At 72.3% G+C, this 24,755-nt stretch carries 26 protein-coding genes and 1 pseudogene; 12 read left to right on the forward strand and 15 right to left on the reverse strand.

Features of this window, described 5'->3' with window-relative positions; genetic code table 11:
- Positions 1–43: 43 nt before the first annotated feature.
- From gap to ACZ5PB_RS25020, 8 genes are all read right to left on the reverse strand, one after another.
- Entirely contained in the window at positions 44–1,081 is a 1,038-nt protein-coding gene (gene gap / locus ACZ5PB_RS24985) for a type I glyceraldehyde-3-phosphate dehydrogenase (protein WP_468693971.1), read from the reverse strand.
- Between the two features lie 156 nt (positions 1,082–1,237).
- Complete coding sequence (locus ACZ5PB_RS24990; RefSeq protein ID WP_468693972.1) at positions 1,238–2,230, reverse strand: GlxA family transcriptional regulator; 993 nt, start codon at positions 2,228–2,230, stop codon at positions 1,238–1,240.
- 112 nt (positions 2,231–2,342) lie between these two features.
- Positions 2,343–3,119 (reverse strand): class I SAM-dependent methyltransferase, encoded by a 777-nt coding sequence (locus ACZ5PB_RS24995; protein ID WP_468693973.1) that lies wholly within the window; start codon positions 3,117–3,119, stop codon positions 2,343–2,345.
- Positions 3,120–3,174: 55 nt separating this feature from the next.
- Positions 3,175–3,771: a cysteine hydrolase family protein gene (locus ACZ5PB_RS25000; RefSeq protein ID WP_468693974.1), complete on the reverse strand. Its 597-nt coding sequence runs from the start codon at positions 3,769–3,771 to the stop codon at positions 3,175–3,177.
- Positions 3,772–3,783: 12 nt separating this feature from the next.
- On the reverse strand, positions 3,784–4,371 hold the full coding sequence (locus tag ACZ5PB_RS25005; protein WP_468693975.1) for a hypothetical protein: 588 nt from the start codon (positions 4,369–4,371) through the stop codon (positions 3,784–3,786).
- Positions 4,368–5,285, reverse strand: a complete 918-nt coding sequence (locus tag ACZ5PB_RS25010) for a DUF6286 domain-containing Asp23/Gls24 family envelope stress response protein (protein ID WP_468693976.1) — start codon at positions 5,283–5,285, stop codon at positions 4,368–4,370. Before ACZ5PB_RS25010 ends, ACZ5PB_RS25005 begins: the two co-directional genes overlap by 4 nt.
- The gene (locus tag ACZ5PB_RS25015) at positions 5,282–5,503 is read right to left on the reverse strand and encodes a hypothetical protein (protein ID WP_468693977.1); all 222 of its coding nucleotides are present in this window, start codon (positions 5,501–5,503) and stop codon (positions 5,282–5,284) included. Before ACZ5PB_RS25015 ends, ACZ5PB_RS25010 begins: the two co-directional genes overlap by 4 nt.
- Positions 5,504–5,548: 45 nt before the next feature.
- Positions 5,549–6,103, reverse strand: a complete 555-nt coding sequence (locus ACZ5PB_RS25020) for an Asp23/Gls24 family envelope stress response protein (RefSeq protein WP_468693978.1) — start codon at positions 6,101–6,103, stop codon at positions 5,549–5,551.
- Positions 6,104–6,259: 156 nt separating this feature from the next.
- On the opposite strand from ACZ5PB_RS25020, the gene ACZ5PB_RS25025 reads away from it, so the two are divergent.
- From ACZ5PB_RS25025 to ACZ5PB_RS25035, 3 genes are read left to right on the forward strand one after another with little or no spacing between them, the layout of a single operon-like run.
- A complete protein-coding gene (locus ACZ5PB_RS25025; protein ID WP_468693979.1) occupies positions 6,260–6,835 on the forward strand; it encodes an RNA polymerase sigma factor in 576 nt (191 codons plus the stop codon).
- Entirely contained in the window at positions 6,826–7,518 is a 693-nt protein-coding gene (locus ACZ5PB_RS25030; RefSeq protein ID WP_468693980.1) for a hypothetical protein, read from the forward strand. Before ACZ5PB_RS25025 ends, ACZ5PB_RS25030 begins: the two co-directional genes overlap by 10 nt.
- A complete protein-coding gene (locus ACZ5PB_RS25035) occupies positions 7,515–7,895 on the forward strand; it encodes an Asp23/Gls24 family envelope stress response protein (RefSeq protein WP_468693981.1) in 381 nt (126 codons plus the stop codon). Before ACZ5PB_RS25030 ends, ACZ5PB_RS25035 begins: the two co-directional genes overlap by 4 nt.
- Before the next feature lie 22 nt (positions 7,896–7,917).
- On the opposite strand, the gene ACZ5PB_RS25040 is transcribed toward ACZ5PB_RS25035, so the two are convergent.
- The 3 genes from ACZ5PB_RS25040 to ACZ5PB_RS25050 form a co-directional block, all read right to left on the reverse strand.
- On the reverse strand, positions 7,918–8,493 hold the full coding sequence (locus tag ACZ5PB_RS25040) for a cysteine hydrolase family protein (RefSeq protein ID WP_468693982.1): 576 nt from the start codon (positions 8,491–8,493) through the stop codon (positions 7,918–7,920).
- 167 nt (positions 8,494–8,660) lie between these two features.
- Positions 8,661–9,809 carry a lipase family protein gene (locus ACZ5PB_RS25045; protein WP_468693983.1) on the reverse strand — a complete coding sequence of 383 codons (1,149 nt, stop codon included), beginning with the start codon at positions 9,807–9,809 and terminating at the stop codon, positions 8,661–8,663.
- A 122-nt stretch (positions 9,810–9,931) separates the two neighbouring features.
- The gene (locus tag ACZ5PB_RS25050) at positions 9,932–10,972 is read right to left on the reverse strand and encodes an AraC family transcriptional regulator (RefSeq protein WP_468693984.1); all 1,041 of its coding nucleotides are present in this window, start codon (positions 10,970–10,972) and stop codon (positions 9,932–9,934) included.
- A gap of 92 nt (positions 10,973–11,064) precedes the next feature.
- On the opposite strand from ACZ5PB_RS25050, the gene ACZ5PB_RS25055 reads away from it, so the two are divergent.
- Positions 11,065–12,906, forward strand: a complete 1,842-nt coding sequence (locus ACZ5PB_RS25055) for an AMP-dependent synthetase/ligase (protein ID WP_468693985.1) — start codon at positions 11,065–11,067, stop codon at positions 12,904–12,906.
- Positions 12,907–13,023: 117 nt separating this feature from the next.
- Here ACZ5PB_RS25055 and ACZ5PB_RS25060 read toward each other — a convergent pair whose 3' ends face one another.
- Positions 13,024–13,227 carry a cold-shock protein gene (locus tag ACZ5PB_RS25060; RefSeq protein ID WP_008738468.1) on the reverse strand — a complete coding sequence of 68 codons (204 nt, stop codon included), beginning with the start codon at positions 13,225–13,227 and terminating at the stop codon, positions 13,024–13,026.
- A gap of 308 nt (positions 13,228–13,535) precedes the next feature.
- Between ACZ5PB_RS25060 and ACZ5PB_RS25065 the strand changes: the two genes are divergently transcribed.
- Complete coding sequence (locus tag ACZ5PB_RS25065; RefSeq protein ID WP_468693986.1) at positions 13,536–14,414, forward strand: menaquinone biosynthetic enzyme MqnA/MqnD family protein; 879 nt, start codon at positions 13,536–13,538, stop codon at positions 14,412–14,414.
- Positions 14,415–14,488: 74 nt separating this feature from the next.
- Here ACZ5PB_RS25065 and ACZ5PB_RS25070 read toward each other — a convergent pair whose 3' ends face one another.
- Complete coding sequence (locus ACZ5PB_RS25070) at positions 14,489–15,544, reverse strand: alpha/beta hydrolase (protein WP_468693987.1); 1,056 nt, start codon at positions 15,542–15,544, stop codon at positions 14,489–14,491.
- A 226-nt stretch (positions 15,545–15,770) separates the two neighbouring features.
- Between ACZ5PB_RS25070 and ACZ5PB_RS25075 the strand changes: the two genes are divergently transcribed.
- On the forward strand, positions 15,771–17,555 hold the full coding sequence (locus ACZ5PB_RS25075; protein ID WP_468693988.1) for a serine/threonine-protein kinase: 1,785 nt from the start codon (positions 15,771–15,773) through the stop codon (positions 17,553–17,555).
- Here the strand turns inward: ACZ5PB_RS25075 and ACZ5PB_RS25080 are convergent.
- Both ACZ5PB_RS25080 and ACZ5PB_RS25085 read right to left on the reverse strand, forming a co-directional pair.
- Positions 17,542–18,333, reverse strand: coding sequence for a hypothetical protein (locus tag ACZ5PB_RS25080; RefSeq protein ID WP_468693989.1), 792 nt, complete (start codon positions 18,331–18,333; stop codon positions 17,542–17,544). The two genes, ACZ5PB_RS25075 and ACZ5PB_RS25080, sit on opposite strands and share 14 nt — an antisense overlap.
- Complete coding sequence (locus tag ACZ5PB_RS25085) at positions 18,330–19,127, reverse strand: hypothetical protein (RefSeq protein WP_468693990.1); 798 nt, start codon at positions 19,125–19,127, stop codon at positions 18,330–18,332. The genes ACZ5PB_RS25080 and ACZ5PB_RS25085 overlap by 4 nt, the downstream gene beginning before the upstream one ends.
- Positions 19,128–19,324: 197 nt before the next feature.
- On the opposite strand from ACZ5PB_RS25085, the gene mqnC reads away from it, so the two are divergent.
- From mqnC to ACZ5PB_RS25115, 6 genes and pseudogenes are all read left to right on the forward strand, one after another.
- On the forward strand, positions 19,325–20,521 hold the full coding sequence (gene mqnC, locus ACZ5PB_RS25090) for a cyclic dehypoxanthinyl futalosine synthase (RefSeq protein ID WP_468693991.1): 1,197 nt from the start codon (positions 19,325–19,327) through the stop codon (positions 20,519–20,521).
- Positions 20,522–20,528: 7 nt separating this feature from the next.
- Positions 20,529–21,086: a hypothetical protein gene (locus tag ACZ5PB_RS25095; protein WP_468693992.1), complete on the forward strand. Its 558-nt coding sequence runs from the start codon at positions 20,529–20,531 to the stop codon at positions 21,084–21,086.
- Positions 21,087–21,288: 202 nt separating this feature from the next.
- Positions 21,289–21,981, forward strand: coding sequence for a demethylmenaquinone methyltransferase (locus ACZ5PB_RS25100; protein ID WP_468693993.1), 693 nt, complete (start codon positions 21,289–21,291; stop codon positions 21,979–21,981).
- A gap of 33 nt (positions 21,982–22,014) precedes the next feature.
- Positions 22,015–23,007, forward strand: a complete 993-nt coding sequence (locus tag ACZ5PB_RS25105) for a glutaminase (RefSeq protein ID WP_468693994.1) — start codon at positions 22,015–22,017, stop codon at positions 23,005–23,007.
- 112 nt (positions 23,008–23,119) lie between these two features.
- Positions 23,120–23,188: pseudogene (locus tag ACZ5PB_RS25110) on the forward strand (zinc-ribbon domain-containing protein); the annotation flags it as partial.
- A 99-nt stretch (positions 23,189–23,287) separates the two neighbouring features.
- Positions 23,288–24,676, forward strand: a complete 1,389-nt coding sequence (locus ACZ5PB_RS25115; RefSeq protein WP_468694167.1) for a zinc ribbon domain-containing protein — start codon at positions 23,288–23,290, stop codon at positions 24,674–24,676.
- Positions 24,677–24,755 lie beyond the last annotated feature (79 nt).

The raw sequence follows: 24,755 nt of genomic DNA on the forward strand, positions 1-24,755 counted from the left end.
TCCGCCAGACACGCAGGTCAAGTCCACCGTTCCCGGCGGTGATTCAGTGCGCGGCGAGCAGTTCCAGGGTGTCGATGACCCGGTTCGAGAAGCCCCACTCGTTGTCGTACCAGGCGACCACCTTGATGTGCCGGCCCTCGACCCGGGTGAGTGCCGAGTCGAAGATCGAGGAGGCCGGGTTGCCGGTGATGTCGGACGACACGAGCGGGTCCTCGGAGTATTCGAGTACGCCCGCCAGCGGACCCTGTGCCGCCGTGCGGTAAGCGGCCAGCACGTCCTCGCGCGTGACGTCGCGGGCGACCGTGGTGTTGAGCTCGACGATCGAGCCGACCGGGACCGGTACGCGGATCGAGTCGCCGGACAGCTTGCCCTCAAGGTTCGGCAGTACGAGGCCGATCGCCTTGGCGGCACCCGTCGTGGTCGGCACGATGTTCACGGCGGCGGCGCGGGCGCGGCGGGCGTCGCGGTGCGGGCCGTCCTGAAGGTTCTGCTCCTGCGTGTAGGCGTGCACCGTCGTCATGAAGCCGTGCTCGATGCCGGCGAGGTCGTCGAGCACCGAGGCCAGCGGGGCGAGCGCGTTGGTCGTGCAGGAGGCGTTCGAGACGATCGTGTGCAGCGCGGGGTCGTACGCGTCGGTGTTGACGCCGTACGCGAGGGTGATGTCGGCGCCGTCCGACGGCGCGCTGACCAGCACCTTGCGCGCACCCGCGTCGAGGTGGGCGCGGGCGGCCTTGGCCGAGGTGAAGCGGCCGGTGGCCTCCAGGACGATGTCGACGCCCAGCTCGGCCCAGGGCAATTGCGCCGGGTCGCGCTCGGCGAGCACCTTGATGCGGTGGCCGTCGACGACGAGGGTGTCCCCGTCGACGCTGACCGGGCGGCCGAGGCGGCCGGACGTCGAGTCGTACGAGAGCAGCCGGGCGAGGGTGGCGGGCTCCGTGAGGTCGTTGACGGCGACGATTTCGAGGCTGCTGCCGGCGCTGTTGCTGCCGCTGCCGCTCGCGCTGTTGTTGCCGCGCTCCAGCAGTGCACGCAGCACATTGCGTCCGATGCGGCCGAATCCGTTGACGGCGATACGAGTCATGAGAGTGATGCCCCTTCGGCGGTGGTGTCCCGGGTGGTTGTCCCTTGCTCCCTGGGTTCGCCACCAGCCTCGCGCGCCGCGTCCGCGCGTGACAGTGGCGTCATCGCCACGGTTCGCAAGGATCACGCCAGGCTCGCTCCACCGCGCTATCGGCCCCTACTCACCGCGCGCGAAAGTACGCCGGTACTCGCTCGGCGTCGTCCCCAGGATGCGCTGGAAGTGCAGCCGCAGGTTCGCCCCCGTACCGAGCCCGACCTCGGCGGCGATCTGCTCTATGCCCTGCTCGGAACGCTCCAGCAGCTCCCGCGCCACGTCGATGCGCGCCCGCATGACCCACTGCATCGGTGTGTACCCGGTGTCCTCGGCGAAGCGCCGCGAGAACGTGCGCGGCGAGACCGCGGCGTGCCGGGCCAGCGCCTCCAGGGTGAGGGGCTCGCCCAGCTGCCGCAGCGCCCACTCGCGGGTGGCGGCGAACCGTTCGCCGAGCGGCTCGGGCACGCTGCGCGGCACGTACTGCGCCTGACCGCCGCTGCGGTAGGGCGCGGCGACCAGGCGCCGCGCCGCGTGGTTCGACGCGGCCACCCCCAGGTCGCCGCGCAGCACGTGCAGGCACAGGTCGATGCCCGAGGCGGCGCCCGCCGACGTCAGCACCCGGCCCTCGTCCACGAACAGCACGTTCTCGTCGACGTGGACGCGCGGGTGCTTCGCCGCGAGCGCCCGTGTGTAGTGCCAGTGGGTCGTGGCGCGCCTGTCGTCGAGCAGGCCGGTGGCGGCGAGCGCGAAGGCGCCGGTGGAGATCGCGGCGAGCCGCGCGCCCCGGCCGTGGGCGGCGATCAGCGCGTCGACGACGGCGCGCGGCGGGTCGTCGCGGTCCGGGAACTGGTAGCCGGGGATGAAGACGATGTCGGCCCAGCCGAGCGCGTCGAGCCCGTGCGCGACGTGGTACGACAACCCGTCGCCGCCGGTCACGAGCCCGGGCACCGCCCCGCACACCCGTACCTCGTACGGCATGCTCGCCCGCGTCGTGAACACCTGGGCGGGGATGCCGACGTCGAGCGGCTTGGCCCCGTCGAGCACGAGGACGGCGACGCGACGGGGCCCGGGACGGGATGCGCGACGGGCACCGCGATGCGGGAGGGAGGCTGGCACGGAAAGAGGTTACGGGTCACTCCTCCGGCAGCCCGGCCAGGTTGTACGTGTACCCGTTGCGCGGCTCCGTACGCATCGACCGCGCCAGCTCCGCAATTGGCGGCGAGGGTGTTCACAGCCGTCGCGTCCGCAGCCCGCAGGTCAGCATCGGGAGGATGAACTCGCCCTCGGCCGTCTCCGGGCGGCTGCCGAGGTAGGCGCGGATGCGGGCCTGCGCGGCCCGGCGCTCCTCCTGGGGCATGACGAGCATGCCCGCCCTCGTTCCGAGGGTGGCGACCAGGGAGTCGGCGGTGCGTCGCTGGCCGTTCGGGAAGCAGGACTGCTCCGCCGAGCCGAAGAGGGCGGTCCCGTTCGCGGGGAGGTGCATCGTGGCCGTCTCCGTACGCCAGCTGCCCGGTACGTCGCGCGGCCCGATCGCCGCGCTGCCGCTGACCTCGGCGAGCCCGGCCACCCACTCGACGCCGTCGTCCATGACGTTCCAGAGCCCGGCCAGGACGCCGCCGGGGGCCAGGACCCGGGCGATCTCGGGGCCCGCGACGGCCATGTCGAACCAGTGCATGGCGTTGCCGGACAGCACGGCGTCGACGGATCCGTCGGGCAGCGGGATCGACTCGGCGCTCCCCGACAAGGCGCGCACCTGCGGGAGTTCGCCCCGCAGCTCGGCCAGCATCGCCGCATCGGGCTCGACCGCGACGACCTCGGTTCCCACCTCGACGAGGGTCGCGGTGAGCTTGCCGGTCCCGGCGCCGAGGTCGAGCACGCGCGGGCCCGGCGCGTGCTCCAGAGACCAACGCACGGCTTCCTGCGCATAGTTGGGGCGGTGCGCGGCGTAGGCGGCGGCCGCCGCGCCGAATGACGAGCTGTGGAGTTCCCGTTCGCTCTGGTCCATGCGGATCACCGTAATCGGGCCGGGGGGTTACGTCGCGCGACGGGGTGCCCCGAACTCATCGCCCCGTCTCGAACCGCACGTCCGCCGCCCGCGCGACGACCTCCACCTCGTCGCCCAGCGACCACTCCGCGACCCGGGACACCGCCGCCGCCGGGACGAGCGCGCTGATGTCCCGCGCCGCCGGGATGTCGTACGTCCCGTGCGCGTCGTGCGGCATCACCACCCGGAAGCCGAGCTCCAGCGCGGTACGGGCGGTCGCCGCCACGCACATCTCCGACTGCACGCCGCAGATGGCCAGCCCCCGCACCCCCGCCTCCTTCAGCCGCTCGGCTAGCCCGGTCTCCTCGAAACCGTCGTCGATCGTCTTGTGCAGCACCAACTCCCCTTCCCGGGGCGGGAGGTGGAGCTCCCAGCCCGGGGTGCCCGTCGCGTCGTCCGCGTCGGGAGGGCCGTCGTTCTGCAGGTGTACGACGAGGGCGCGCGCGGTCCGGGCCGCGCTCAGCAGCGCTTCGGTACGGTCCACGACTCGTGCCGCATCGGGCACGGCGCTCCCGCCGCTGACGAACGCCCTCTGCACGTCGACGACGAGCAGGGCCTGTACGGGAGTTGGTGTGGGTGCGGGAGTGGCTGCGGAGTCAGGGGAGGAGGGCATGTGCCCATCCTGTCAAAGCGTGCGCCGTGTCCTGTGGCGGCGGAACCGGAACCTGACCTCCGCCCGTACGGGAGTGGGGGCGAGTGCCGCGCGCGCCGAGGACAACGGGCCCTCCTCCAGCGCGCGGAGCACTGCTCCCGGATCGGAGCGGTGCTCCAGGTGGACGGTGATGCGGGCGCACGGTGTGCCGCCCGCCCGGCTCAGCCGGACGCGTGCCGCACTCACCCCGGGCAACTCCTCGATCTGCGCGGTCATTGCGGAGGTCAGGGCGTGCGGGTCGAGCCACAGCCCGGGCCGCCCCAGCGCCAGCCGGGACCGGCGACGTACCGCCCGTACGGCGATGAACACCAGCCGGGTGCCCGCGAACAGCACCACCACGGCCAGGCAGGCCATGACCGAGGGCGCCCACCACCCGTACGCCCCCGTCGCGCCCGCCTCCGCGCGCGGCAGCGGCCACCAGCCCGGCAGCCACCCGGGCGGGCCCGCCCCCGGCTGCGTGGCGCGGTTGCCGACGACCAGCCAGATTCCGCCGAGCAATGCTGCGACCGACAGCAGCAGGAGGGCGGTACGGGTCGTGACGACGGCGTGCCGTGTGCTCATGCGCCCTGCCCTCCGGTCCTGCGCAGGCGTACGTGCGGGCGCAGCGGCCGGGCGAGGCCGAGCGAGTCGAGCCGCTCCGCCACCGCCTGCGTCAACAGGTCTCGTACGGAGGCCAGTTCGCCGTACCCCGAGCGGGCCCGCACCTTCAGCGTGCGGCGGCCCGCCCGCACCCGCGCCGACGTGACCCCCGGCACCGCCAGCGCCTCGTCCCGCAGCAGCAGCGCGATCGCCGAACGGTCCAGCACGGCACGGGTGCTGGTGCCGCACACGGTCATCGGCAGCCGGTCCCGCAGCCCCGGCAGCAGGGCCGCGCCCAGCAGCCACAGCCCGAGGGCGGCGGCCACGGCCCCCGTCACGAGCGCGGCGGGGTCGGCCAGGGAGGTGGTGGCCACCCGGTGCAGGACGTCCGGCCGGGGCGCGTGGGGCAGGGGGTGTCCGGCACGGCGTGCGACGGCCTCGGCGAGCAGGTACGCCGCCCCGGCCGCCCCGGCCGCCAGCACCAGGAACGCGGGCCCCCGGCGCGGTGACCACGGACGGCGCGCCGCGCGGACCGGGACCGGCTGCGCCCCGTCCCCGCCCGGCGGTCCGCTCCGGGCCCCGCCCAGCGCGGTCACCCGTACCTCGGGCGGTGGCACGGTGAGCCCGGTGAGTTCGGCCGTGCGCCGGGCCACGTGCCGCTGGACGCGTTCGCCCGTACCGGCCAGGTCGGCCGCGTACGGTACCGCGACGCGCAGTACGACGGTGACGGTGCGGCCCGCGCGGACGACCGACGCGGTGGGGGGCGCGGCGCAGTCGGCGCCCAGTGCCTCCAGCGAGGACCGTGCGGCGATCCTGCGCACCGCCCGGTCCGCGACGGTGGTGGTGCCCCGTTCCGCCGCTTCGACGGCGGCACGGACCGGCGGCGGCGCGCTCATCGTGTCCTCCGGCCGGAACCGGCCGACCGGTCCACCGGGTCCACCCGGCCCACCCGGTCCCACAGCCGCTGCCGCGCGTCCTCGTCCTCCAGCAGGTGCCCGACGCCCCATCCGGCGGCCCCGCAGAGCGCGACCACGAGGAACGCGCCGAAACCGCCGAACCAGCCCGCGAAGCCCAGGGCCAGACCCGCGAGAACACCCAGTTGTGACCTGTTCATGGTCCTGTCTCATCTCCTGCGCACGGGGGAGCGGTGTGACGGTGGTCAGGAGACGCGGGCTTCGCCGTGGCCGTCGTCCTGGTCCTCGTCCGGCAGGTGCACGTCGTTGACGGTGACGTTGACCTCGACGACCTCCAGGCCGGTGGTCCGCTCGACCGCCGAGATGACGTTCTCGCGCACGTCGCGGGCCACGTCCGCGATGGCCACCCCGTACTCCACGACCAGGTCCAGGTCGATCGCCGTCTGCACCTCGCCGACCTCGACCTTGACGCCCCGGCCCACGCTGGGTCGGCCGACCGGGACGCGGTCGCGCACGGCGCCGATGGTGCGGGAGAGACCGCCGCCCATGTCGTGCACGCCGGGGATCTCGCGGGCCGCGATGCCGGCGATCTTCACCACGACGAGGTCCGCGATGGCGGTCCTGCCCCGGGTGCCGGCGGGCTCGTCCGCGCCCGCCCGGCCCTGGCCCACGGAGGTGAGGTCCGGCTGGGCGGACCTGGCGGAGACCGAGGTGCCGGTGGAGACCGAGGTGCCGGTGGAGCCCGTGGTGCGGGTGGGGCCCGAGTTGGTGGTGAGGGTGCCGGTCTGCTGAGAAGCCATGAGGAGTCTCCTGAGATAGCGGTGCTCTTGCTCGTTCACCTCGTTGGACTCCGTACCCGTCGATTCGTCACGCGCGGATTTCTGGAACTTTTCCCGCGTGACGGAATGGAACGAGCCGTGTCGAACAGACGGATGGCCGAGGAGAGGAGCCGTCAAGTGCCCGGAAACGGGGAGGACGAGGGCGGGACGACCCCGCTGCCCGACCGGCTGCTGGCCGTGCGTGCGGGCGAGGGCGACGAGGCCGCCTTCGAGCTGCTCGTACGACGGCACGGCCCCGAGCTGCTGCGGCTGGCGACCCGGATGCTCGGCAGCCCCACCGAGGCCGAGGACGCCGTGCAGGAGACCTTCGTGAGCGCCTGGCGGAGCCTGCCGGAGTTCCGCGGCGAGGCCGCCTTCCTGACCTGGATGTACCGCATCGTCACCAACCGGTGCCTCAACCAGCTCAGGTCCCGCAGGCCCACCACCCACCTGGACGCCGTACCGGAACGCGAGACCCTGGGCCACGAGGGCTCCCCGGTGCGCGACGCCGAGTCGGGGGCCGCGCTGCGCGAACTGTCCCGCGCGCTCGAACAGCTCTCGCCCGAGCAGCGGGCCTGCTGGTTGTTGCGGGAGATGCACGGACTGTCGTACGAGGAGATCGCAGATACGGTCGGAAGCAGCCCGCAAGCGGTACGCGGCCGGATGTTCCGCGCACGCCGAGCTCTGACGGAGGCGATGGCGGCATGGCGATGAACGGACCCAGCGGGCCGCCGCACGACGACGCGTCCGCGACCGGCCCCACCAGCACCGACGACCTGCTGCCCTGCGGCCGTTCGCTGTACGCGGTGTGGGCGGACCACGAGGCGGGCCAAGAGGCGGACCCCGAGGCGGACCGCGGCCCCTCCGGCCACCTGTCCGCCGACTGCGTCCACTGCACCGAGGCACTGGACGAACTCCGGGCCCTCGACGACTTCGTGCAACGGGCGCGCACCGAGGCCGCCGAGGAGCCCGAGCCGGACGCGTCGGCGGTCGCCGCCCGGGTGATGGACCTGGTCCGGCTGGAGCTCCGGCCCGGCCGCACCCTGCCCCTCGGCGAACCGGACGAGGACCACTGGATCGTGGAGGCGGCCGCGGCGAAGACCCTGCGGGCGGCAGCCGAGACGGTTCCCGGAGTACGGGCGGGAAGCTGCCGCCTCGCCCCGGAGAGCGGACCGGGCGCGGGCAAGCGCGGCCCGGTCCGGGTCACCGTCGAGGTGGAGGCCGGTGCGGGACGTGCCCTGCCCGAACTGGCGGAGGCGGTGCGCAGGGCGGTCGCCGGAGCGGCCGACCTGGCGATCGGCATGCGGGTGACCGGGGTGGACGTGGCCGTGGTCGACCTCTTCGACGAGGCCGGGTCCCCGGAGGGCCGCCGGCACGACACGGAGGAGGACCGGTGACGGCGAACAATGCGGACGACGTCCGGGGCGACGGCGCGGGCCCCCGGCAGGCAGCGGGCGAACGCCTGGCGAGGGCGGTGGCGGAAGCCGCTGCCGCGGTGCCCGGCGTGGCCTTCCTCCGCCCCCGGCTGAGCGAACTGCTCCGGGGCTCGGCGGTGGCGGCCCGGCTGCGGGGCGGCGCGTCCGGGAACCGCGCCCCGGCGGGCGTACGGGCCCGCCGGGACCCCGGCGCCGAGTGCTGGCGGATCGAGGTGCAGCTCACCGTGGCGCAGGGCTACCGGGCGGTGGACGTCGCCCGGGAGGTCCGGGCGGCCGGGGAGGCCGCGACGGCGGGGACACCGGTGGAGGTCTCGGTGACGATCACCGGCATCGCCTGACCGCCTGACCGCCGCCGCCGGGTCAGCGGGGGCTGTCCGCGAGGGACTTGACCCACTCGTCCACGGTGAACACGTCCGCCCACTGCGGGAAGAGCCGTTCGACGAGGACGCGGTGGACCTCGGGGTCGGGGTCCAGGCACGCGTCGGCGAGCACCGTGAGGCCGAAGTCGAGGTCGTTGGCCTGGCAGACGGTGGACAGGACGACGGCACTGGTGGCGATCCCGGCGAGCACGAGCCGATCGACGCCGAGCCCCCGCAGCACCACGTCGAGATCGCTCCCGGAGAAGGCGCTCGCCCGCTTCTTGGTGACGACCACGTCCCCGGGCAGCGGTGCGACCGAGGGGTGGATGCCGGTGCCGGGGTCGCCTTCGACGTAGAGGCCGTTGCCGGCGATGGCCGCGAGGGGTTTGTTGAGCGTACGGGCACCGATCTCCGGGAAGCCGGGGCGGAACGCGATGACCACGTAGATCACGGGCATCCCCGCGGCCCGCGCTCCGTCGATGGCCGTGCGCAGCCGGGCGAGGTACCCGGAGCCGGGGGTGTCGGCCACGTCGACGATGGCCCGCTGTACGTCCATCACCAGAAGCGCGCTGCTCATGTCGTCTCGTCTCGGGGGGTGTTGGATCCGTCCCCCGAGACTATCCGCCGGGACAGTGCTCCGGACGCGCGGAGGGCCCTTCCCCCGGCGGACGGGAGAGGGGCCCAAGTGGTGTGGCTGTGCTAGCAGTTGCCGTTCGAGGGCTTGCCCGCGAAGCGGTCGTCGAGCTAGTCCATGGCCGGGAACGCGCCCACCGTCACTCCGCCGATGTGTTCGAGGAGCGGGTGCGAGCGCCACTGCACCTCGGCGCCGGCCTTGCACCAGTCCGCGCGGAGCTGCTGGCCGACCTTGAAGGGGATCAGCTCGTCCAGACCGCCGTGGTAGAGGTACACCGGGTGGTCGGGGGCCTTCGTGCCCAGCTTGGAGGCGGCGAGCGCGGCCTGCCAGTCGGGGGCCTCCAGGGGGTTCTTCGTGGTGACCTCGCTGATCCGCTTGAACGGGGCGGAGATCGCGTTGATCGCCACGCAGTTCTTGCGCATGAAGCCGACGTACGCCTTGCCCTGGGCGTTGAGGTACGAGTCGAGGGCCAGCTCCGGGTACGCGGTGTCGTGACCGGCCGCCGCCATCAGGATCAGGCCCGCGCCGAGGTTGCCGTCATTGAACTTGGCCACCTCCATCAGGTCCGCCGGGACGCCGCCCGTGGCCGTGCCCCTGACGTTGAGTTCCGGGGCGTACGTGGCGTGCAGTTCGGCGGCCCAGCTGCTGGCCTGGCCGCCCTGCGAGTAGCCCATGATGCCGACCGGGGAGTCCTTGGTGAGGCCGGTGCGGTCGGCGGGGAGCTTGAGCGCCGCCCGTGCCGCGTCCAGGACGGCCTGGCCCTCGGCCCGGCCGACCGTGTACGTGTGGTCGCCGGGGGTGCCGAGGCCCTCGTAGTCGGTGACCGCGACCGCCCAGCCCCGTTGCACCGCCTGGTTGATGAGCGTCGCCTCGACCGTCGTGCCGTACGGGAAGCCCGCGCTCGGCGCGCACTGGTCGCCCATGCCGACGGTGCCGACGGCGTACGTGACGAGGGGGCGGGGGCCCTTCCTGCCGTCCTTCGGGACGATGACCGTGCCGGAGACCGTGTTCGCGGCGCCCTTGGCAGTCCTGGAGCCGTACTCGATGTGCCAGGCGTCGGTGTTGGTGGGCTGGAGGGGGAGCGGGTGGAAGGAGGTGGGGGAGACAGAGACCAGGTCGCCGGGGGCGGCGGCCTGAGCGGCCGCAGCTGCTGCTGCTTCGGGGGCGGTTGCTGCGGTCGTCGCCGCTGCGGCGCTGGGCAGGCCGGTGGCCAGGGCCAGTGCCGCGGTGGCCGCGAGCACTCTGTGACGTACGGACATGGGCTCTCCCTACGGGGTGGGGGTGTGCAGGGGTGCAGGGTGCTGTGTGCGTAGGGAGAACGTAGTGACCGGCGAGTAGGAAACGCGCTGACCGGAATGCTCAGCTTCACTGACTCGGAGTCTCACAGTGCCGTCGCCCGATGCTCCATGTGGTCCATCCGGTACGCGCCCGGGGTCGTGCCCGTCCAGCGGCGGAACGCCCGGTGGAAGCTGGTGTCCTCCGAGAAGCCGAGCCGGGCCGCGAGTTCGGCGATCGGCTCGCGGCTCTCGACCAGGCCCGCGATCGCGGCGTCCCGCCGGACCGAGTCCTTGAGCTGCTGGAAGGAGGTGCTCTCGCGGTCCAGCCGGCGGCGCAGGGTGGCCGGGCTGACGGAGAGCCGGGCCGCCGTCTGGGTGAGGGTCGGCAGCCGGGGGCTCGCGCGGAGGGACTGGGCGAGGTTGCGGCGTACCTGCTCGGCGACGGTCGTGCCGTAGTGGCGGCGGGTGAGCAGGTCGAACGGGACGCGGTGCAGCAGGACTTCGAGCGCCGCCTCGTCCTGCACGACGGGGGCGTCCAGCCAGTGCACGTCGAAACCGGCCGCCGTGCGCGGGGCGCCGAACCGTACCGGACAGCCGAACAGGGTCTCGTACTCGGCCTCGTGGGGCGGCGGCGGATAGCCGAACTCCGCCCAGCGCAGCGGTATCCGGCTGCCGGTCAGCCAGCTGCACAGCCGGTGCCAGATGATCACCATGCACTCGGAGAGGAAGCGGTCCTCGTCGGTGTCGAGCCGGTTGTGGACGGTGAAGACCGCTTCGGTGGGGGACGCGGCCGGGGCACGGGTGAGCGTCAGCTCGGGGCCGCCGTCGAAGAGGGAGTAGAAGGTGGTCCCCCGCTCGATCGCCCGGCCGAGATCGGGGCAGGCGAGCGCGGCGCAGCACATCATCGCGAAGGTGCCGGGGCGGCTGGGCGTGGCCGACAGCCCCAGGAACTCGTCCTGCGTCGTCCGGTACAACGCGCGGAAGAGGCGCGCGAACTGGACGCTGGTGACCCTGGCCCGGTCGTCCCCGAGCAGCAGCGGCGGGATGTGCGCGGCCTGGAGGAGCGGGACCGTGTCGGCACCGGCCCGCTCGGCGCCGCGGAGCACGGCGCGTACGTGGTGCACGGTGATCGTCCGCTTGCCCATGGGCGGGACGGTAGTCGCTTTGAGCGCGGGGGTCAGTGGGGGTGACGTTTTCCGTCATCGCCGGTGCACGGATGGCTACTTACCGTCGGGTCATGACTCAGACGGTGAGGGCGACGGTGGCGCGGCCTGTCGGGCTGGCGCAGTTCATCGAGTGGGCGGCGGAACACCACGGGCCGCTCCCGGCACTGCGCGAAAAGGGCGCGGAAGCAATCTCGTACACCGAACTGCGCGAGACGGTGCGCGAGACGGGGCGAGCACTGATGGCCGCCGGGGTCGCACCCGGCGACCGCGTGGCCATCCTCGGCGAAACATCGGCGACCTGGACGTACGCACACTTCGCGGTGCTGGCGGTGGGAGGCGTGGCGGTGCCCGTCTACCCGACGGCGGGGGACGAGGAACTGGAGTGGGTACTGAGGGACTCGGGCGCGGGGACGGTACTCGTCGAGGACACGGGCCAGGGAGAACGGGTACGGCGAGTGACGGGGCCGGGGGCAGAGGCGGGGGCTGGCGCTGGGTCCGGAGCCGAGGCAGGGGCCGGGGCGGGGTTCGGAGCCGAGGCAGAGGCCGGGGTCGGAGCCGGGTCCGGGGCGGTCTCCGTTGGGCCGCGGGTTCTGCTTCTGGGGGAGTTGCGTGGGCTGTCCCGTGCCGGGGTGGGGGTCGAGGAGTTTCTCGCGAGGGCTGCCTCGGTGCGGTCCGGCGACCTTGCCGAGATCGTCTATACGTCCGGGACCACCGGGCCGCCCAAGGGGTGCTGTCTCACCCACGGCAACTTCGACGCCGTCCTGTCCGGCAGCACCGAGACGATCGACGGCGGTCCCGGTGACCGGACCTATCTCTACCTGCCCCTCGCCCACGTCCTCGCCCAGCTCATCCAGTTCACGACGCTCATGTTCGGCAGCGAGCTCTGCTACTTCGGCGGGCGCATCGAGGACGTGCTCGGTGAGCTGGCCGAGGTCCGGCCGACCCATCTGCCGTCCGTACCGCGCCTCTTCGAGAAGGTGCACGCCGTCGTGCAGTCGCTCGCCGAGTCGCAGGAGGGCGGGGCCGAGAGGTTCGCGGAGGCGGTCAGGATCGGGGTCCTGGCGGCGGAGGGGAAGCTTCCGGAAGAGGCGAGGGAGGCGTACGAGGCTGCCGACAAGGCCCTCTACAGCCTGGTGCGCGGCGCCTTCGGCGGACGGCTCCGGTGGGCGCTCACCGGAGCCGCCCCCATCGCCCCGCAGACCCTCGACTTCCTGCGGGCCTGCTCGGTGCCCGTCTACGAGGGATACGGACTGACCGAGTCCGGCGGCGTGATCTCCCTCAACCGGCCCGGCGCCGTCCGCTACGGCACGGTCGGGCTCCCGTACCCCGGCTGCGAGGTCCGGATCACGGAGGAGGGGGAGGTGCTGGCGCGCGGCGACATGGTCTTCCCCGGTTACTACGGCGACGAAGGCGGCGGTGCCCTTGACCCCGAGGGTTGGCTGCACACCGGCGACCTGGGCAGTCTCGACGCCGAGGGGTACCTCAGCATCACCGGCCGCAAGAAGGACCTGATCATCACCTCGGCGGGGAAGAACCTGACCCCCTCCCTCGTCGAGCAGGCGATCCAGCAGTCCCGTTACGTCTCGTACGCCGTGATGGTCGGCGACCGGCGCCCCCACCCCGTCGCGCTGATCACCCTCGACGCGGAGGAGCTCACCGCCTGGGCCGGGCGGGAGGGGCTCCAGCTCGGGGACCGGCCAGGCCGGCACCCCGCCGTGCGCGAGCTGGTCCGCCAGGCCGTCGACGCGGCCAACGCACGGGCCTCGCGGCCCGCCCGGATCCGCGCGTTCGCGGTCCTGGACGAGGACTTCACCATCGCGAGCGGGGCGCTGACACCCACGCTGAAGGTGCGCAGGAAGGCGGTCCTGGAGCGCTACTCGGCCGAGATAGAGGACCTTTACCGGGGCGAATAGCAGCCCGCCCGAAAGACCGCAAAAGGCAGGAGCCCCGTTCCGAGAATTCGGGACGGGGCTCCTTGGGTACTGCATCAAACGACCGCGATCGGTCGTTTCCTGCTCAAGTCCGAGGACTTAGGCGGGGGTAACGTTCTCCGCCTGCGGGCCCTTCGGGCCCTGCGTGACGTCGAAGTTCACGAGCTGGTTCTCCTCAAGCGAGCGGAAACCAGATGCGTTGATCGCGGAGTAGTGGACGAAGACATCCGGGCCGCCGCCGTCCTGGGCGATGAAGCCGAAGCCCTTTTCAGCGTTGAACCACTTGACGGTTCCGGTAGCCATAAGCCCTCCCATGGGCCAAAGGGTTGCCCTGCTCCAGAACCTACAAGGAAGTCTGAAAACAAAAGCCTGCGGGTTACATGCTCCGCAGGCTCTGTACTGCAAGGGAAACCAAACTGCAACTTGCGGGCGAGCCTAGCACGCACCCTCGGCCCTGCGGTAGAGGGAAAGATCACGTCACCCGGATGTTTGACACGGGCGTGTCGACTGACGTCAGGAGGGGTGCGGAAGCCCCCCGTCCGGCCCCGCGCGCCACCCCGGCGCAACCCCCCGGAGGGCTCCTCCGGGTCCGGCGGGTCTAGCCTCGCGATGTGGACAATTCAACCGCTGGCGAGCTGACGCCGAACCGCACCCGGCCCCGCGTCGGCCACATCCAGTTCCTGAACTGCGTGCCCCTCTACTGGGGCCTCGCACGGACCGGGACCCTGCTGGACTTCGAGCTGACCAAGGACACCCCCGAGCGGCTCAGTGAGCAGATCATCCGCGGCGATCTCGACATCGGGCCCGTCACCCTCGTCGAGTTCCTGAAGAACGCCGACGACCTGGTGGCCTTCCCCGACCTCGCGGTCGGCTGCGACGGTCCGGTGATGTCCTGCGTGATCGTCACCAAGGTGCCGCTGGAGCAGCTCGACAAGGCGCGCGTCGCACTCGGCTCCACCTCGCGCACCTCCGTACGCCTGGCACAGCTGCTCCTCGCCGAGCAGTACGGCGTCGAGCCCGACTACTACACCTGCCCGCCCGACCTCTCGCTGATGATGCGCGAGGCGGACGCCGCCGTACTGATCGGGGACGCCGCGCTGCGGGCCTCGCTGCACGACGCGCCCCGGCTCGGCCTGGAGGTCCACGACCTGGGGCAGATGTGGAAGGAGTGGACGGGGCTGCCGTTCGTCTTCGCCGTCTGGGCCGCCCGCAAGGACTACCTGGCGCGCGAGCCGCACCACGTGCACAAGGCGCACGAGGCGTTCCTGGCCTCCCGCGATCTGTCGCTGGCCGAGGTCGACCGGGTCGCCGAGCAGGCGGCGCGCTGGGAGGACTTCGACGCCGACCTGCTGGAGAAGTACTTCACGACGCTGGACTTCCGCTTCGGGCCCGACCAGATCAAGGGCGTACGGGAGTTCGCGCGCCGGACCGGGGCGACGACCGGCTACCCGCAGGACGTACAGGTCACGCTGCTCGGCGACGAGGACTAGGACGAGCACGAGGGCGAGAGCGAGCAGGCGAGCAGGCGACCGGAGGAGGACCGGGGCGGGGCCCGTCGGACGGCCTACACGTTCGGGACGGGTGCCCGCAGGTGCGAGCTGAGCCAGCTCAGGCTGCCCGCCTCCATGCCCTTCACGTACGTCGCCGGGTTGTGGACGCCGTCCGGGACCACCTCAAGACGGGTCTTGATCGGGCCCTTGCCGTAGTCCTTGATGAAGCGCTTCACCCGGGGGATCAGCGTCTCCTTGGACCCCACCTGGAACGCCAGGTAGACGTCCGGGCTGTTCCGCTTCTTGATCAGGTCGCCGGCCAGTTTGCGCGGATTGTTCGCCAGCTTCTGCAGCGGGTGGTTCTTCCACATCGGGGAGTCCGGGACGATGTCCGGACCCGAGGAAATCGCCGCTTTGAAACGGTCCGGGTACTTGAGTACGGATTTCAGTGCGACGAAGCCGCCCGACGACGAACCCATGAACGCCCAGCCGTCCCGCGAATTGAACGTACGGAAATTCGCCCTGACGAAATCGGGAACGTCCTGGGTCATCCAGGTGCCCATCTTCGGCTGCCCGGGGATGTCGCTTCCGTCGTAGTACCGCTTTTCCGGATTCAGTACCGGCATGACGACGACGAAGGGCAGGCTGGTGCCCTCGTCGGACATCCGGCTGACCGTGTCCAGAAAGTGGTTGCTGGGTTTTGTCCAGTAATTGCTGTCGAATCCGTACGACCCGGGCAGGGCGATCAGCACCGGAAAACCGCTGTCCTCGAACTTCGGATCGAAGTACTGCTTCGGGGCCCACACCCAGACCTTGCCGGTGAAGCCCGACTTCGCGCCGGTCACCGTCGTCTGGGCGATCTTGGTGCCGTCCTCCAGGGTGCGGAAGATCGTGAAGTCCGCGCGCGGCCCCATCGGCATCCGGCTGTCCTTGTCGCCGGAGACCGAGGCGCGGTTCACGCCCTGCTGGTCGGAACCCCCGTCGGCGAGGCCCGAATTGAAGTCGAAGGACTTGCCCTCGTCCGAGCAGCCGGCCAGGGACAGCGTGAGCACGGAGCCGATCACGGCGGCGGCGATCAGCCGGGCGGACGCGTGCGTGCGGCGGTGCGAGCGGCTGAGCAGGCACTTCATCGGTGGACTCCGGGCGGGTGGGGTGTGGGTGTGGTGGCGGTTGCGTAGAAGGAGATGCGGTCTTCGGTACATCGGTTCGCCCGGTGTCCGACTTGTCCGAGTGATCCCGCACACCTCGGGCCTACTGTGGTGCATCGGTGTTCGGCGTTCGGCGTGCAGTGGCCCGGGTCACGGGCGACCGGACGGGGGCCGGGATCAGGATCGGCGATCGGGGGAGCGCACCACCATGCAGCCGCTGGAAGCGGGCGAACCGCAGAATATCGGTGACTACCGTCTGCTCGGACGGCTGGGGTCGGGCGGCATGGGCCGGGTGTACCTCGGGCGCAGCGCCGGGGGCCGGACCGTCGCGGTCAAGATCGTGCATCCGCACTTCGCGCTCGACGAGGAGTTCCGGGCCCGCTTCCGCCGCGAGGTGGAGGCCGCCCGGCGGGTCGGCGGGGCCTGGACGGCGCCGGTGCTGGACGCCGATCCGGACGCGCCGGTGCCGTGGGTGGCGACGGGTTATGTGGCGGGGCCCTCGTTGACGCAGGCGCTCGCCGCGCACGGGCCGCTGCCGGACGCTTCCGTACGGGTGCTGGGGGCGGGGCTCGCGGAGGCGCTGACGGCGGTGCACGCGCTGGGCCTCGTACACCGGGACGTGAAGCCGTCCAACGTGCTGCTGACGCTGGACGGGCCCCGGCTGATCGACTTCGGCATCGCCCGCGCCACCGACGGCACGGCCTCAATCACCTCCACCGGCGTCTCGGTCGGCTCGCCCGGCTACATGGCTCCCGAGCAGATCCTCGGCAAGGGCGTCACCGCGGCCGCCGACGTCTTCTCGCTGGGCGCGGTGCTCTCGTACGCGGCGACCGGTGCGGCCCCCTTCCCCGGCGACTCGGCGGCCTCGCTCCTCTACAAGGTGGTGCACGAGGAACCCGAGCTGGACGGCATGACCGGCGACCTGCGGGACCTGGTCACCGAGTGCCTGGCCAAAACGGCCGGGGACCGGCCCACCCCGGCGGAACTGGCGGCACGGCTGGCGCCCGGGGGTGCCGCGGCGGCGGTGGCGGGCGGGTGGCTGCCCCAGGCGCTGGTGACGGAGGCGGGACGGGGAGCGGTCCGGCTGCTGGACCTGGAGGCGGCGGGCGGCGCGGAGCCGGTGGCTCCGTCGGGTCCGGTGCCGTTCACCCACGGGGTGGAGGGGAGCGGACCGGCGGCGAGCGGCGCGGGAGGCGTACCGGCCGGGGAGTTCGGCCCGGCGCCGGTGGGATACGGGAGTGGCGGGAGCGGGGGGAGCGGGAGCGGTCCCGTGCCGCCGGTGCCGGTGCCGGTGCCGAAGCCGGTGTCGCCGCCGCCCGGCAGGCCCGGCGTGTCCGTCTCCGTCGCCACCGAGACCTCGGGGCAGGGGGCCAACGGGCGCGGCAGGCGCCGGAGTTGCACCCTGGTGCTGGCCGTCGCCGGAGCGCTCGCCGTCGGCACGATCGGCGCGAGCTTCCTGATCAACGGGTGGGGGATCGGGGGCGACAACTCGAAGGACGCCGGCAGGGGACAGCAGCCGGCCGCCTCGGGCCCCGCCACGGGGCGCTCCAGCGAGGGACCCACGCCGGACTCCTCCTCCGGACCCACCCCCGGCTCCACCTCCGGCTCCACCCCCGGGCCCGGCACCCCCGTGGCCGCCGTGCCGGACACCTTCCTCGGCAAGTGGTCGGGCAACCTCACCGAGGCCACCACCAACATGCCGCACGGCAGCATCACCGTGACGATCACCAAGGGCGGCAAGGGCCAGGACGTCGTCAAGACGGACTACGACGCGTACGGCGCCAAGTGCTACGGCATCGGCAAGCTGGTCTCCGCCACCACCAACGAGCTCCGTCTGATCGACCGGACCGACCCGGACCGGCCGTCGACCCCGCTGATCTGCGCCGGGGGCTCCAGCGAGCTGAACCTCACCCGCAACCCGGACGGGACGCTCCAGTACTCGTCACCGTCCGAGAAGCAGGGCAAACCGTTCGGCACGCTCAAGAAGCAGTAGCCCCCGCGGCCTTCCTCCTGGCCTCCCGCTTCCGGCGTACGGAGGCCAGGACCGGGATCGTCACGAGGCACACCACGGCGCCGCCCATCACCCCGAAGAAGACGCCACCGGTGATCGGCCCCGCCGCGAACAGGGGCGGCAGGACGTCGTCGTCGAGCGGGCTCCGGGCCCACTCGGCCTCGGGCCAGGCGTCCTCGGGGCTCTCGTGCGAACCGGCCAGGGCCAGTTCGTCGAGCACCCGGTTCAGGCCGGTGGCGACGGGCACGTCCAGGTCGAGCCCGAGGCCCGTCCGCTCGGCCCGCGAGGTCTTGACCCGGCTCCCGTAACCGGCGACGTGGACCCCGCGCTCCCAGCCCGTACCGGAGAGCAGATAGACCCCGTCGCGTCCGGACCTGCGGTGCAGGGTGCGCAGGACGAGCGCGGGGTCGCCCGCGGACTCGTCGGCGTCGTCGACCGGCAGCGCGACGACGTAGACGGGGCTGCGGAGCTTGGCACCGATCTCCTTGACCCGTTGGGTCAGCGCGGTCTGCTCGGCGGCCGAGAGCGGGCTCGTCTCGGGATCGGCGTACACCGGCGAACGCTTCAGTCCCGCGATCACCCGGTCGGTACGGGCGGCGGCCTCGCGGGCGGTCGGGGGCGTCGCGGTGTCGTCGCGGGTCCCGGTGTCGAGGAGTACGGACGCGCCGACGACGATCAGCACGACGGACAGCACGGCGGCGGCGGAGGCGAGGAGCCAGGTGCGGCGGGTGGGGAGGGAGAGGGGGTGGGGGCCGCTCATCGGGCACCTCCGGTGGTGCGGGCCTTGCGCTTGGACTGCTGCGCCCGCTGTCGCTGCGCCTGCTGATTCCTCTGTGCCTTCTGTTGTGCCCGCTGCGCCTTCTGCGCGCGCTGTGCCCGCTGCGTCCGTACGTACACGACGAGCGTGAACACCACCGTCGGGACCGCGCCCAGCGCGAGTCCCACGTATCCGGTCGCGCTCTCACGCTGCTCCGCGGTGGTGTGCAGCGGTTCCGGTTCCTCCTCGCCCGAGGCGTACTTCACGTCGGCGGCGCGGGCGCGGGCCTGGGCCTCGCCGGAGCCGAGGATGCCGACGAACCGTTCGAAGGACTCGGGGGCCGGGTCCCGGGAGGGCTGCGTGTAGCGCGCGGCGCGGGCGGCGGCCGGGGGGTCGGCGGCGGGTATCCGCGCCACTCCGTAGGCGCGGGCGTCGGCGACCCAGTTCGCGGTGAGCAGGACGTAGAGCCCGTCCTTGCCCAGCCGGCGGTGCACGGCGTCCAGGAGGCCCCGCTGCTGCGGGGTGTCGAGCTGCGGCAGCGCGATGACGTATGTCGGCACGCCGGTGCGGGCGGCGGCCCTGGCGAGGCGGGGTGCGTCGGAGCGCGGCAGTTCGCGCGGCAGCTGGTCGGAGACGTAGACGTTGTTCCGCCTCAACTCCCCTGCCAGGTGGGCGGCCTGCCGCTCGGCGGTGGGGTCCGGCGGCGTGGGGGCCGCCAGGGCGGAGGGGGTGGCGAGGGCGAGCAGGCAGGCGGTGAGGAGGGCGGCGGCGAGGAGGGGGCGGTGGCGGGGCGGCACGGGATGCGGCCTCCTTGGCAGGGAGTGGGGGGAACCTGCCGCAGGGTACGGGGCCGGGGGACGGGGAAAAGGGGCGGAGGGCGGGAGGTGGGCGGCAGGCGGCGGCGGGCGGGCGGCTCGCTCGGCCGGTGAGGTGCTGGCGTAGGGTGGATTGGTCTCGATGTATGCAGTGCACCCCCTTGGGAAGGAACCACCCGGTGACCGAGAAGGCCGACCTTCAGTCTGTCCTTGACCGTGCCGCCGAGGGTGGCCGCATCACCCCCGAGGAAGCCCTCGACCTGTACCGCGACGCCCCGCTGCACGCGCTCGGCCAGGCCGCCGACGCCGTGCGCCGCCGCCGCTACGCCGGTACCGAGCACATCGCCACGTACATCATCGAGCGCAACATCAACTACACGAACTCCTGCGTCACCGCCTGCAAGTTCTGCGCCTTCTTCGCCGCGCCGAAGAGCGACGACGTGTGGACCCGCGACCTCGACGACATCCTGCGCCGCTGCGCGGAGACGGTCGAGCTCGGCGGCACCCAGATCATGTTCCAGGGCGGGCACCACCCGGACTACGGCGTCGAGTACTACGAAGAGCACTTCGCCGCGATCAAGAAGGCGTACCCGCAGCTCGTCATCCACTCCCTCGGCGCCTCCGAGATCGAGCACATGGCCCGCATCTCGAAGGTGTCGACGAAGGAAGCGATCCAGCGCATCCACGCCGCCGGTCTCGACTCCTTCGCGGGCGCCGGCGCCGAGCTGCTGCCGGCCCGCCCCCGCAAGGCCATCGCGCCGCTCAAGGAGTCCGGCGAGCGCTGGCTGGAGATCATGGAGGAGGCCCACGGCCTCGGCGTCGAGTCGACGTCCACCATGCTCATGGGCACCGGCGAGACCAACGCCGAGCGCATCGAGCACCTGAGCATGATCCGCGACGTGCAGGACCGGACGGGCGGCTTCCGCGCCTTCATCCCGTACACCTACCAGCCGCAGAACAACGCGCTGAAGGGCCGTACGCAGGCCACTCTCTTCGAGTACCTGCGCATCATCGCCATCGCGCGGATCTTCCTCGACAACGTCGCGCACATCCAGGGCTCCTGGCTGACCACCGGCAAGGAGGTCGGCCAGCTCTCCCTGCACTACGGCGCCGACGACCTCGGCTCGATCATGCTGGAGGAGAACGTGGTCTCCTCCGCCGGTGCCAAGCACCGCTCCAACCGCATGGAGATCATCGACCTGATCAGGAAGGCCGGGCGCGTCCCCGCCCAGCGCGCCACGACGTACGAGCACCTGGTCGTGCACACCGACCCGGCGAACGACCCGGTCGACGACCACGTCGTCTCGCACCTCTCCTCGACGGCGATCGAGGGCGGCACGGCCCACCCCGAGCTGAAGCTCCTCGCCTCCAACTGACGCCGCCGTGCTGACGATTCACCGGGTGCTGGGCATCCGGGACACGGACGGCAGCGACATCGCGGGGGATGCGGTCGTCGTCGACGGCGACCGCATCGGCGCGATCGGGACGTACGAGGAACTGCTCCCGCATCTCGGGCCCGGCGCCCGTACCAGGGAGTGGGACGGGCATCTCGTGCCCGGGCGCTACGAGCCCGACGCCGTGCGCCTTCTCCAGGGCCAGTACTGGCCGGATCCGCGTGAGGCCGACCTGCTCGGCAGCGAGCCGATTTCCGGGTCGGGGCTGGACGGCATCGAGATGACCGACGGTCGGTGGGGCGCGAGTGCGCGGCGGGGGGTTCAGCGGCTGCTGGCGCGGGGGACGACGGTGGTGGCGGGGCCTTTCACTCATCCTGCGGTGCGGGTGGCGGTGGAGCGGTCGGCGGTGCGGGTGGTGCATGCGGCGCGGCCGAGCTCGCTGGTTCGCTCGGGGGTGGCGGACTTTGCGGTCTTCGGTGAGGGGGGTGCTTGCCTGGTGACGGTGATTGGGGGGCGGTTGGTGTATCGGGGGCGGGTGGGGGCGTAGGGGGGAGCGGGGGCGTAGGTGGGGCGGGGTCGGAGGGTTCGGCTCCGCCGGGGGCCGCCCCCTTGCCCGCCCGTTCCGCCCCCGGGGGGCGGCCCCGCCGCCCAAGGGGGCGGGGCAACGTGGGCGGCCCCGTCGCCCGAGGGGGCGGGCGGCGTAGCGGCCCCGCCGTCCGAGGGGGTGGGGGGAGCGGCACAATGGGGGGGTGACCCGCGCATCCTTGGACAAGCAGCCGCACGAAGTCGCCTCGATGTTCGACGACGTGGCGGCGAACTACGACCTCACCAACACGGTGCTCTCCCTCGGCCAGGACCGTCTCTGGCGCAAGGAAGTGGCCAGAGCGGTGGACGCCCGCCCCGGCATGCGGGTCCTCGACCTGGCCGCCGGTACCGCCACCTCCTCCATGACCTTCGCCGCCACCGGCGCGTACGTCGTGCCCTGCGACTTCTCCCTAGGCATGCTCCGGGTCGGCAAGGAGAAGTACCCGCACATGCCGCTCACCGCCGGTGACGCGACCAGGCTGCCGTTCCAGGACGAGTCCTTCGACGCCGTCACCATCTCCTTCGGGCTGCGCAACGTCGTCGACACGGACGCCGCGCTGCGCGAGATGTTCCGGGTGACGAAGAAGGGCGGACGGGTGGTGATCTGCGAGTTCTCGCACCCCACCTGGACCCCGTTCCGGACCGTCTACACCGAGTACCTGATGCGGGCGCTGCCGCCGATCGCCACGGCCGTCTCCAGCAACCCCGACGCGTACGTCTACCTCGCCGAGTCCATCCGCGCCTGGCCCGACCAGCCCGGTCTCGCCGCCAAGCTCCAGGGCGCGGGCTGGTCCAAGGTCGGCTGGCGCAACCTGACCGGCGGCATCGTGGCGATGCACCGCGGCACCCGGGTCTGACGAGGGCCCGCGGCGATGTGCGCAGGAGGTGACATGGGAGGTGACGTGGGAGCGCGGCTGCCGCAGCACGAGTCCGAGCACGGCCGTGAGTCCGAGCTCGAACAGCCCGTCGACTTCGACTTCCAGGGCATCCTGACGCAGATCGCCGAGGACATCCGCCCCCAGATCGGCACCGGTACGGCCGCCGCGTACATCCCGGCGCTCGCCTGCGTCGATCCGACCCGCTTCGGCATGGCCATCGCCGACCTCGACGGCAAGGTGTACGGGGTGGGGGACTGGCAGCAGCCGTTCTCCACCCAGTCCATCACCAAGGTCTTCGCCCTCGCGCTCGCCCTCGCGCAGGGCGGCGACGACCTGTGGCAGCGGGTCGGCAGGGAGCCGTCCGGCAACCCGTTCAACTCGCTGGTGCAGCTGGAGTACGAGAACGGGATCCCGCGCAATCCGTTCATCAACGCCGGTGCGCTTGTCGTGACGGACCGGCTCCAGAGCCTCACCGGCGACGCGAGCAGCGAACTGCTGGAGTTCGTACGGCAGGAGAGCGGCAACCCCGACGTCGCCTTCGACCCCGAGGTCGCCACCTCCGAGTCCGACAACGGGGACCGCAACGCCGCGCTCGCCTACTTCATGGCCTCGTACGGCAACATCACCACCGCCGTCCCCGCCCTCCTCGACCACTACTTCTGGCAGTGCTCGATCGAGATGCACTGCGGCGACCTGGCCCTGGCCACCCGCTTCCTCGCCCGCCACGGCCTGCGCGCCGACGGCACCCGGCTGCTGCCGCGCAGCCTCGCCAAGCAGATCAACGCGGTGATGATGACCTGCGGGACGTACGACGCGGCGGGCGAGTTCGCCTACCGGGTCGGCCTGCCGGGCAAGAGCGGGGTCGGCGGCGGGATCGTGGCGGTGGTGCCGGGGGTGTGCACGGTGAGCGTGTGGAGCCCGGGACTCGACGCACAGGGGAACTCGGTGGCGGGCATCGCGGCGCTGGACCGGTTCACGACGCTGACGGGGCTGTCGGTCTTCTGATTGGCCTTCCGATTGGCCTTCTGGAGAGACCAACTTCCGGGCAGGATGAGTCAGTTCATTCATCGTTCAGTCACACGACTGGTCGGAATCCTCGCCCTTCCGGAGTTTTCCCATGGCTCTGCAATGTCCCCACTGCGGGACTGCCACCCCCGACGAGGCACGCTTCTGCATGAGCTGCGGGCGGGAGCGGGATGCCCCGGCGGCAGCGGGGCCGGCCCCTTCGCCCGTACCTCCGGCTCCGCCGACACCGCCGGTTCCGCCGTCACCACCTGCTCCGCCGATGCCGCCCCCGTCGTACGGGGTGCCGCCCGCGCCCGGTTACGTACAACCGCCTTCTCCGCTGGGGCAGTTCATCGGGCGGATGTTCCGGGGCGGCTGGGCGGGCGCGGCCAAGGCGGCGGCCTGGCCGCTGGGGCTGTTGCTCCTGGGGGCCATCGCGCTCGCCATCCCCTCGTACGGACAGGACGGCGGGAACGACCGCGACAGCGACGAGGCGATCGGCTTCGGTGACCGGTGGAGACTCTCGCTGGCGGTGCTCTACCAGGGCTTCGGCGCCGGGTTCGAAGTCCGGGAGCGGGCGGAGTTCGACGGCGACGGCTACGGCAGAGGTGGCGGCGATAGCGACTGGCCGGGTGCCACCGGCGGGGCCGACAGCCTGACCCTCTCCATCGTGCCGCTCACCGTCACGGTGCTGTGGATCGCGGCGCTGTTCCTCGGCGCGTGGATACTGCGGCGTTCGCTCGCCGGGCAGGCGCGTGCGGCCGGTGCGTACGGTATGCAGGCTCAACTGCCCCCCCGTACGGCGGGACTTGAGGCGGCCGTGCGTGTCACGCTGCTGGTCACCGTGGTGGTGCTGTTCCTCGGACTGTTCGCGCAGCCCGCGATCGAGGACGTCGAGGTGCTGATCTCTCCGGTGCCGGCGGCGCTCGTCGCGGGCGCCCTCGCGCTGGTCGTCACCGGCGGCGTACTCCTGCGCGACGACCTCGCCCAGTGGGCGCGGCAGCACCCGGGTACGGCGCTGGCGGTACGTGCGCTGGGCACGGCGGCACGGGCGATGGCCGTCGCGGTCGCGCTGTGCACGGTGGTGGGGTTCGTGATCGCCGCCACCGCCGACGGCACGGACGGCGGTGACCTGCTGAGCCTGCTGCCGCTGCTGCCGAACCTCGGGCTGCTGGTGTTCGGGATCAGCTGGGGCGTCCCGGTCGACTACGACATCCAGGGCCGCTTCAGTTTCGTCGGCGCGGGCTCCGAACGCGGCAGCGCCGGCCTGCCGGACATCGGCGAGGAGCTGGGCGCCGGGGCGGTGGTGGGCGCGCTCGCGCTGGGACTGGTGTGTGCGCTGGTACTGGCGACACTGGCGGGACGCCGCCTGCCGGGACAGCGCGGCGGCCAACTCCTCGCGGGCGGCCTCTTCCTGGCACTCTTCCTGATCCTTCAGGCCATGATCGGAGTCTCCCTCACCGCCTCGGGGTCGGTCGCGGAGATCGGCTCGATGCGCGGCACGGGCGAGGCGGGCCCGAACATCCCGTACGTGCTGCTGTTCGGTCTGGCGTGGGTGGCCGGGGCGATGGTGGTGGCGGGGCTGATGGGGCGGAGCGGGAACGCGAGCGCGAGCGGGCCGGGGCCGGCGGCCGGACCGGGACCTGCGAGCGGCGGGGATCCGGCCTGATCAGGAAAAAAAAAAGGGGTGGGGACGAGGTCACCGCCATGCGACACAGAGAACAACGCACAAAAAGGCAATCAAAGAA

The organism is Streptomyces sp. NPDC032721, assembly GCF_055579625.1.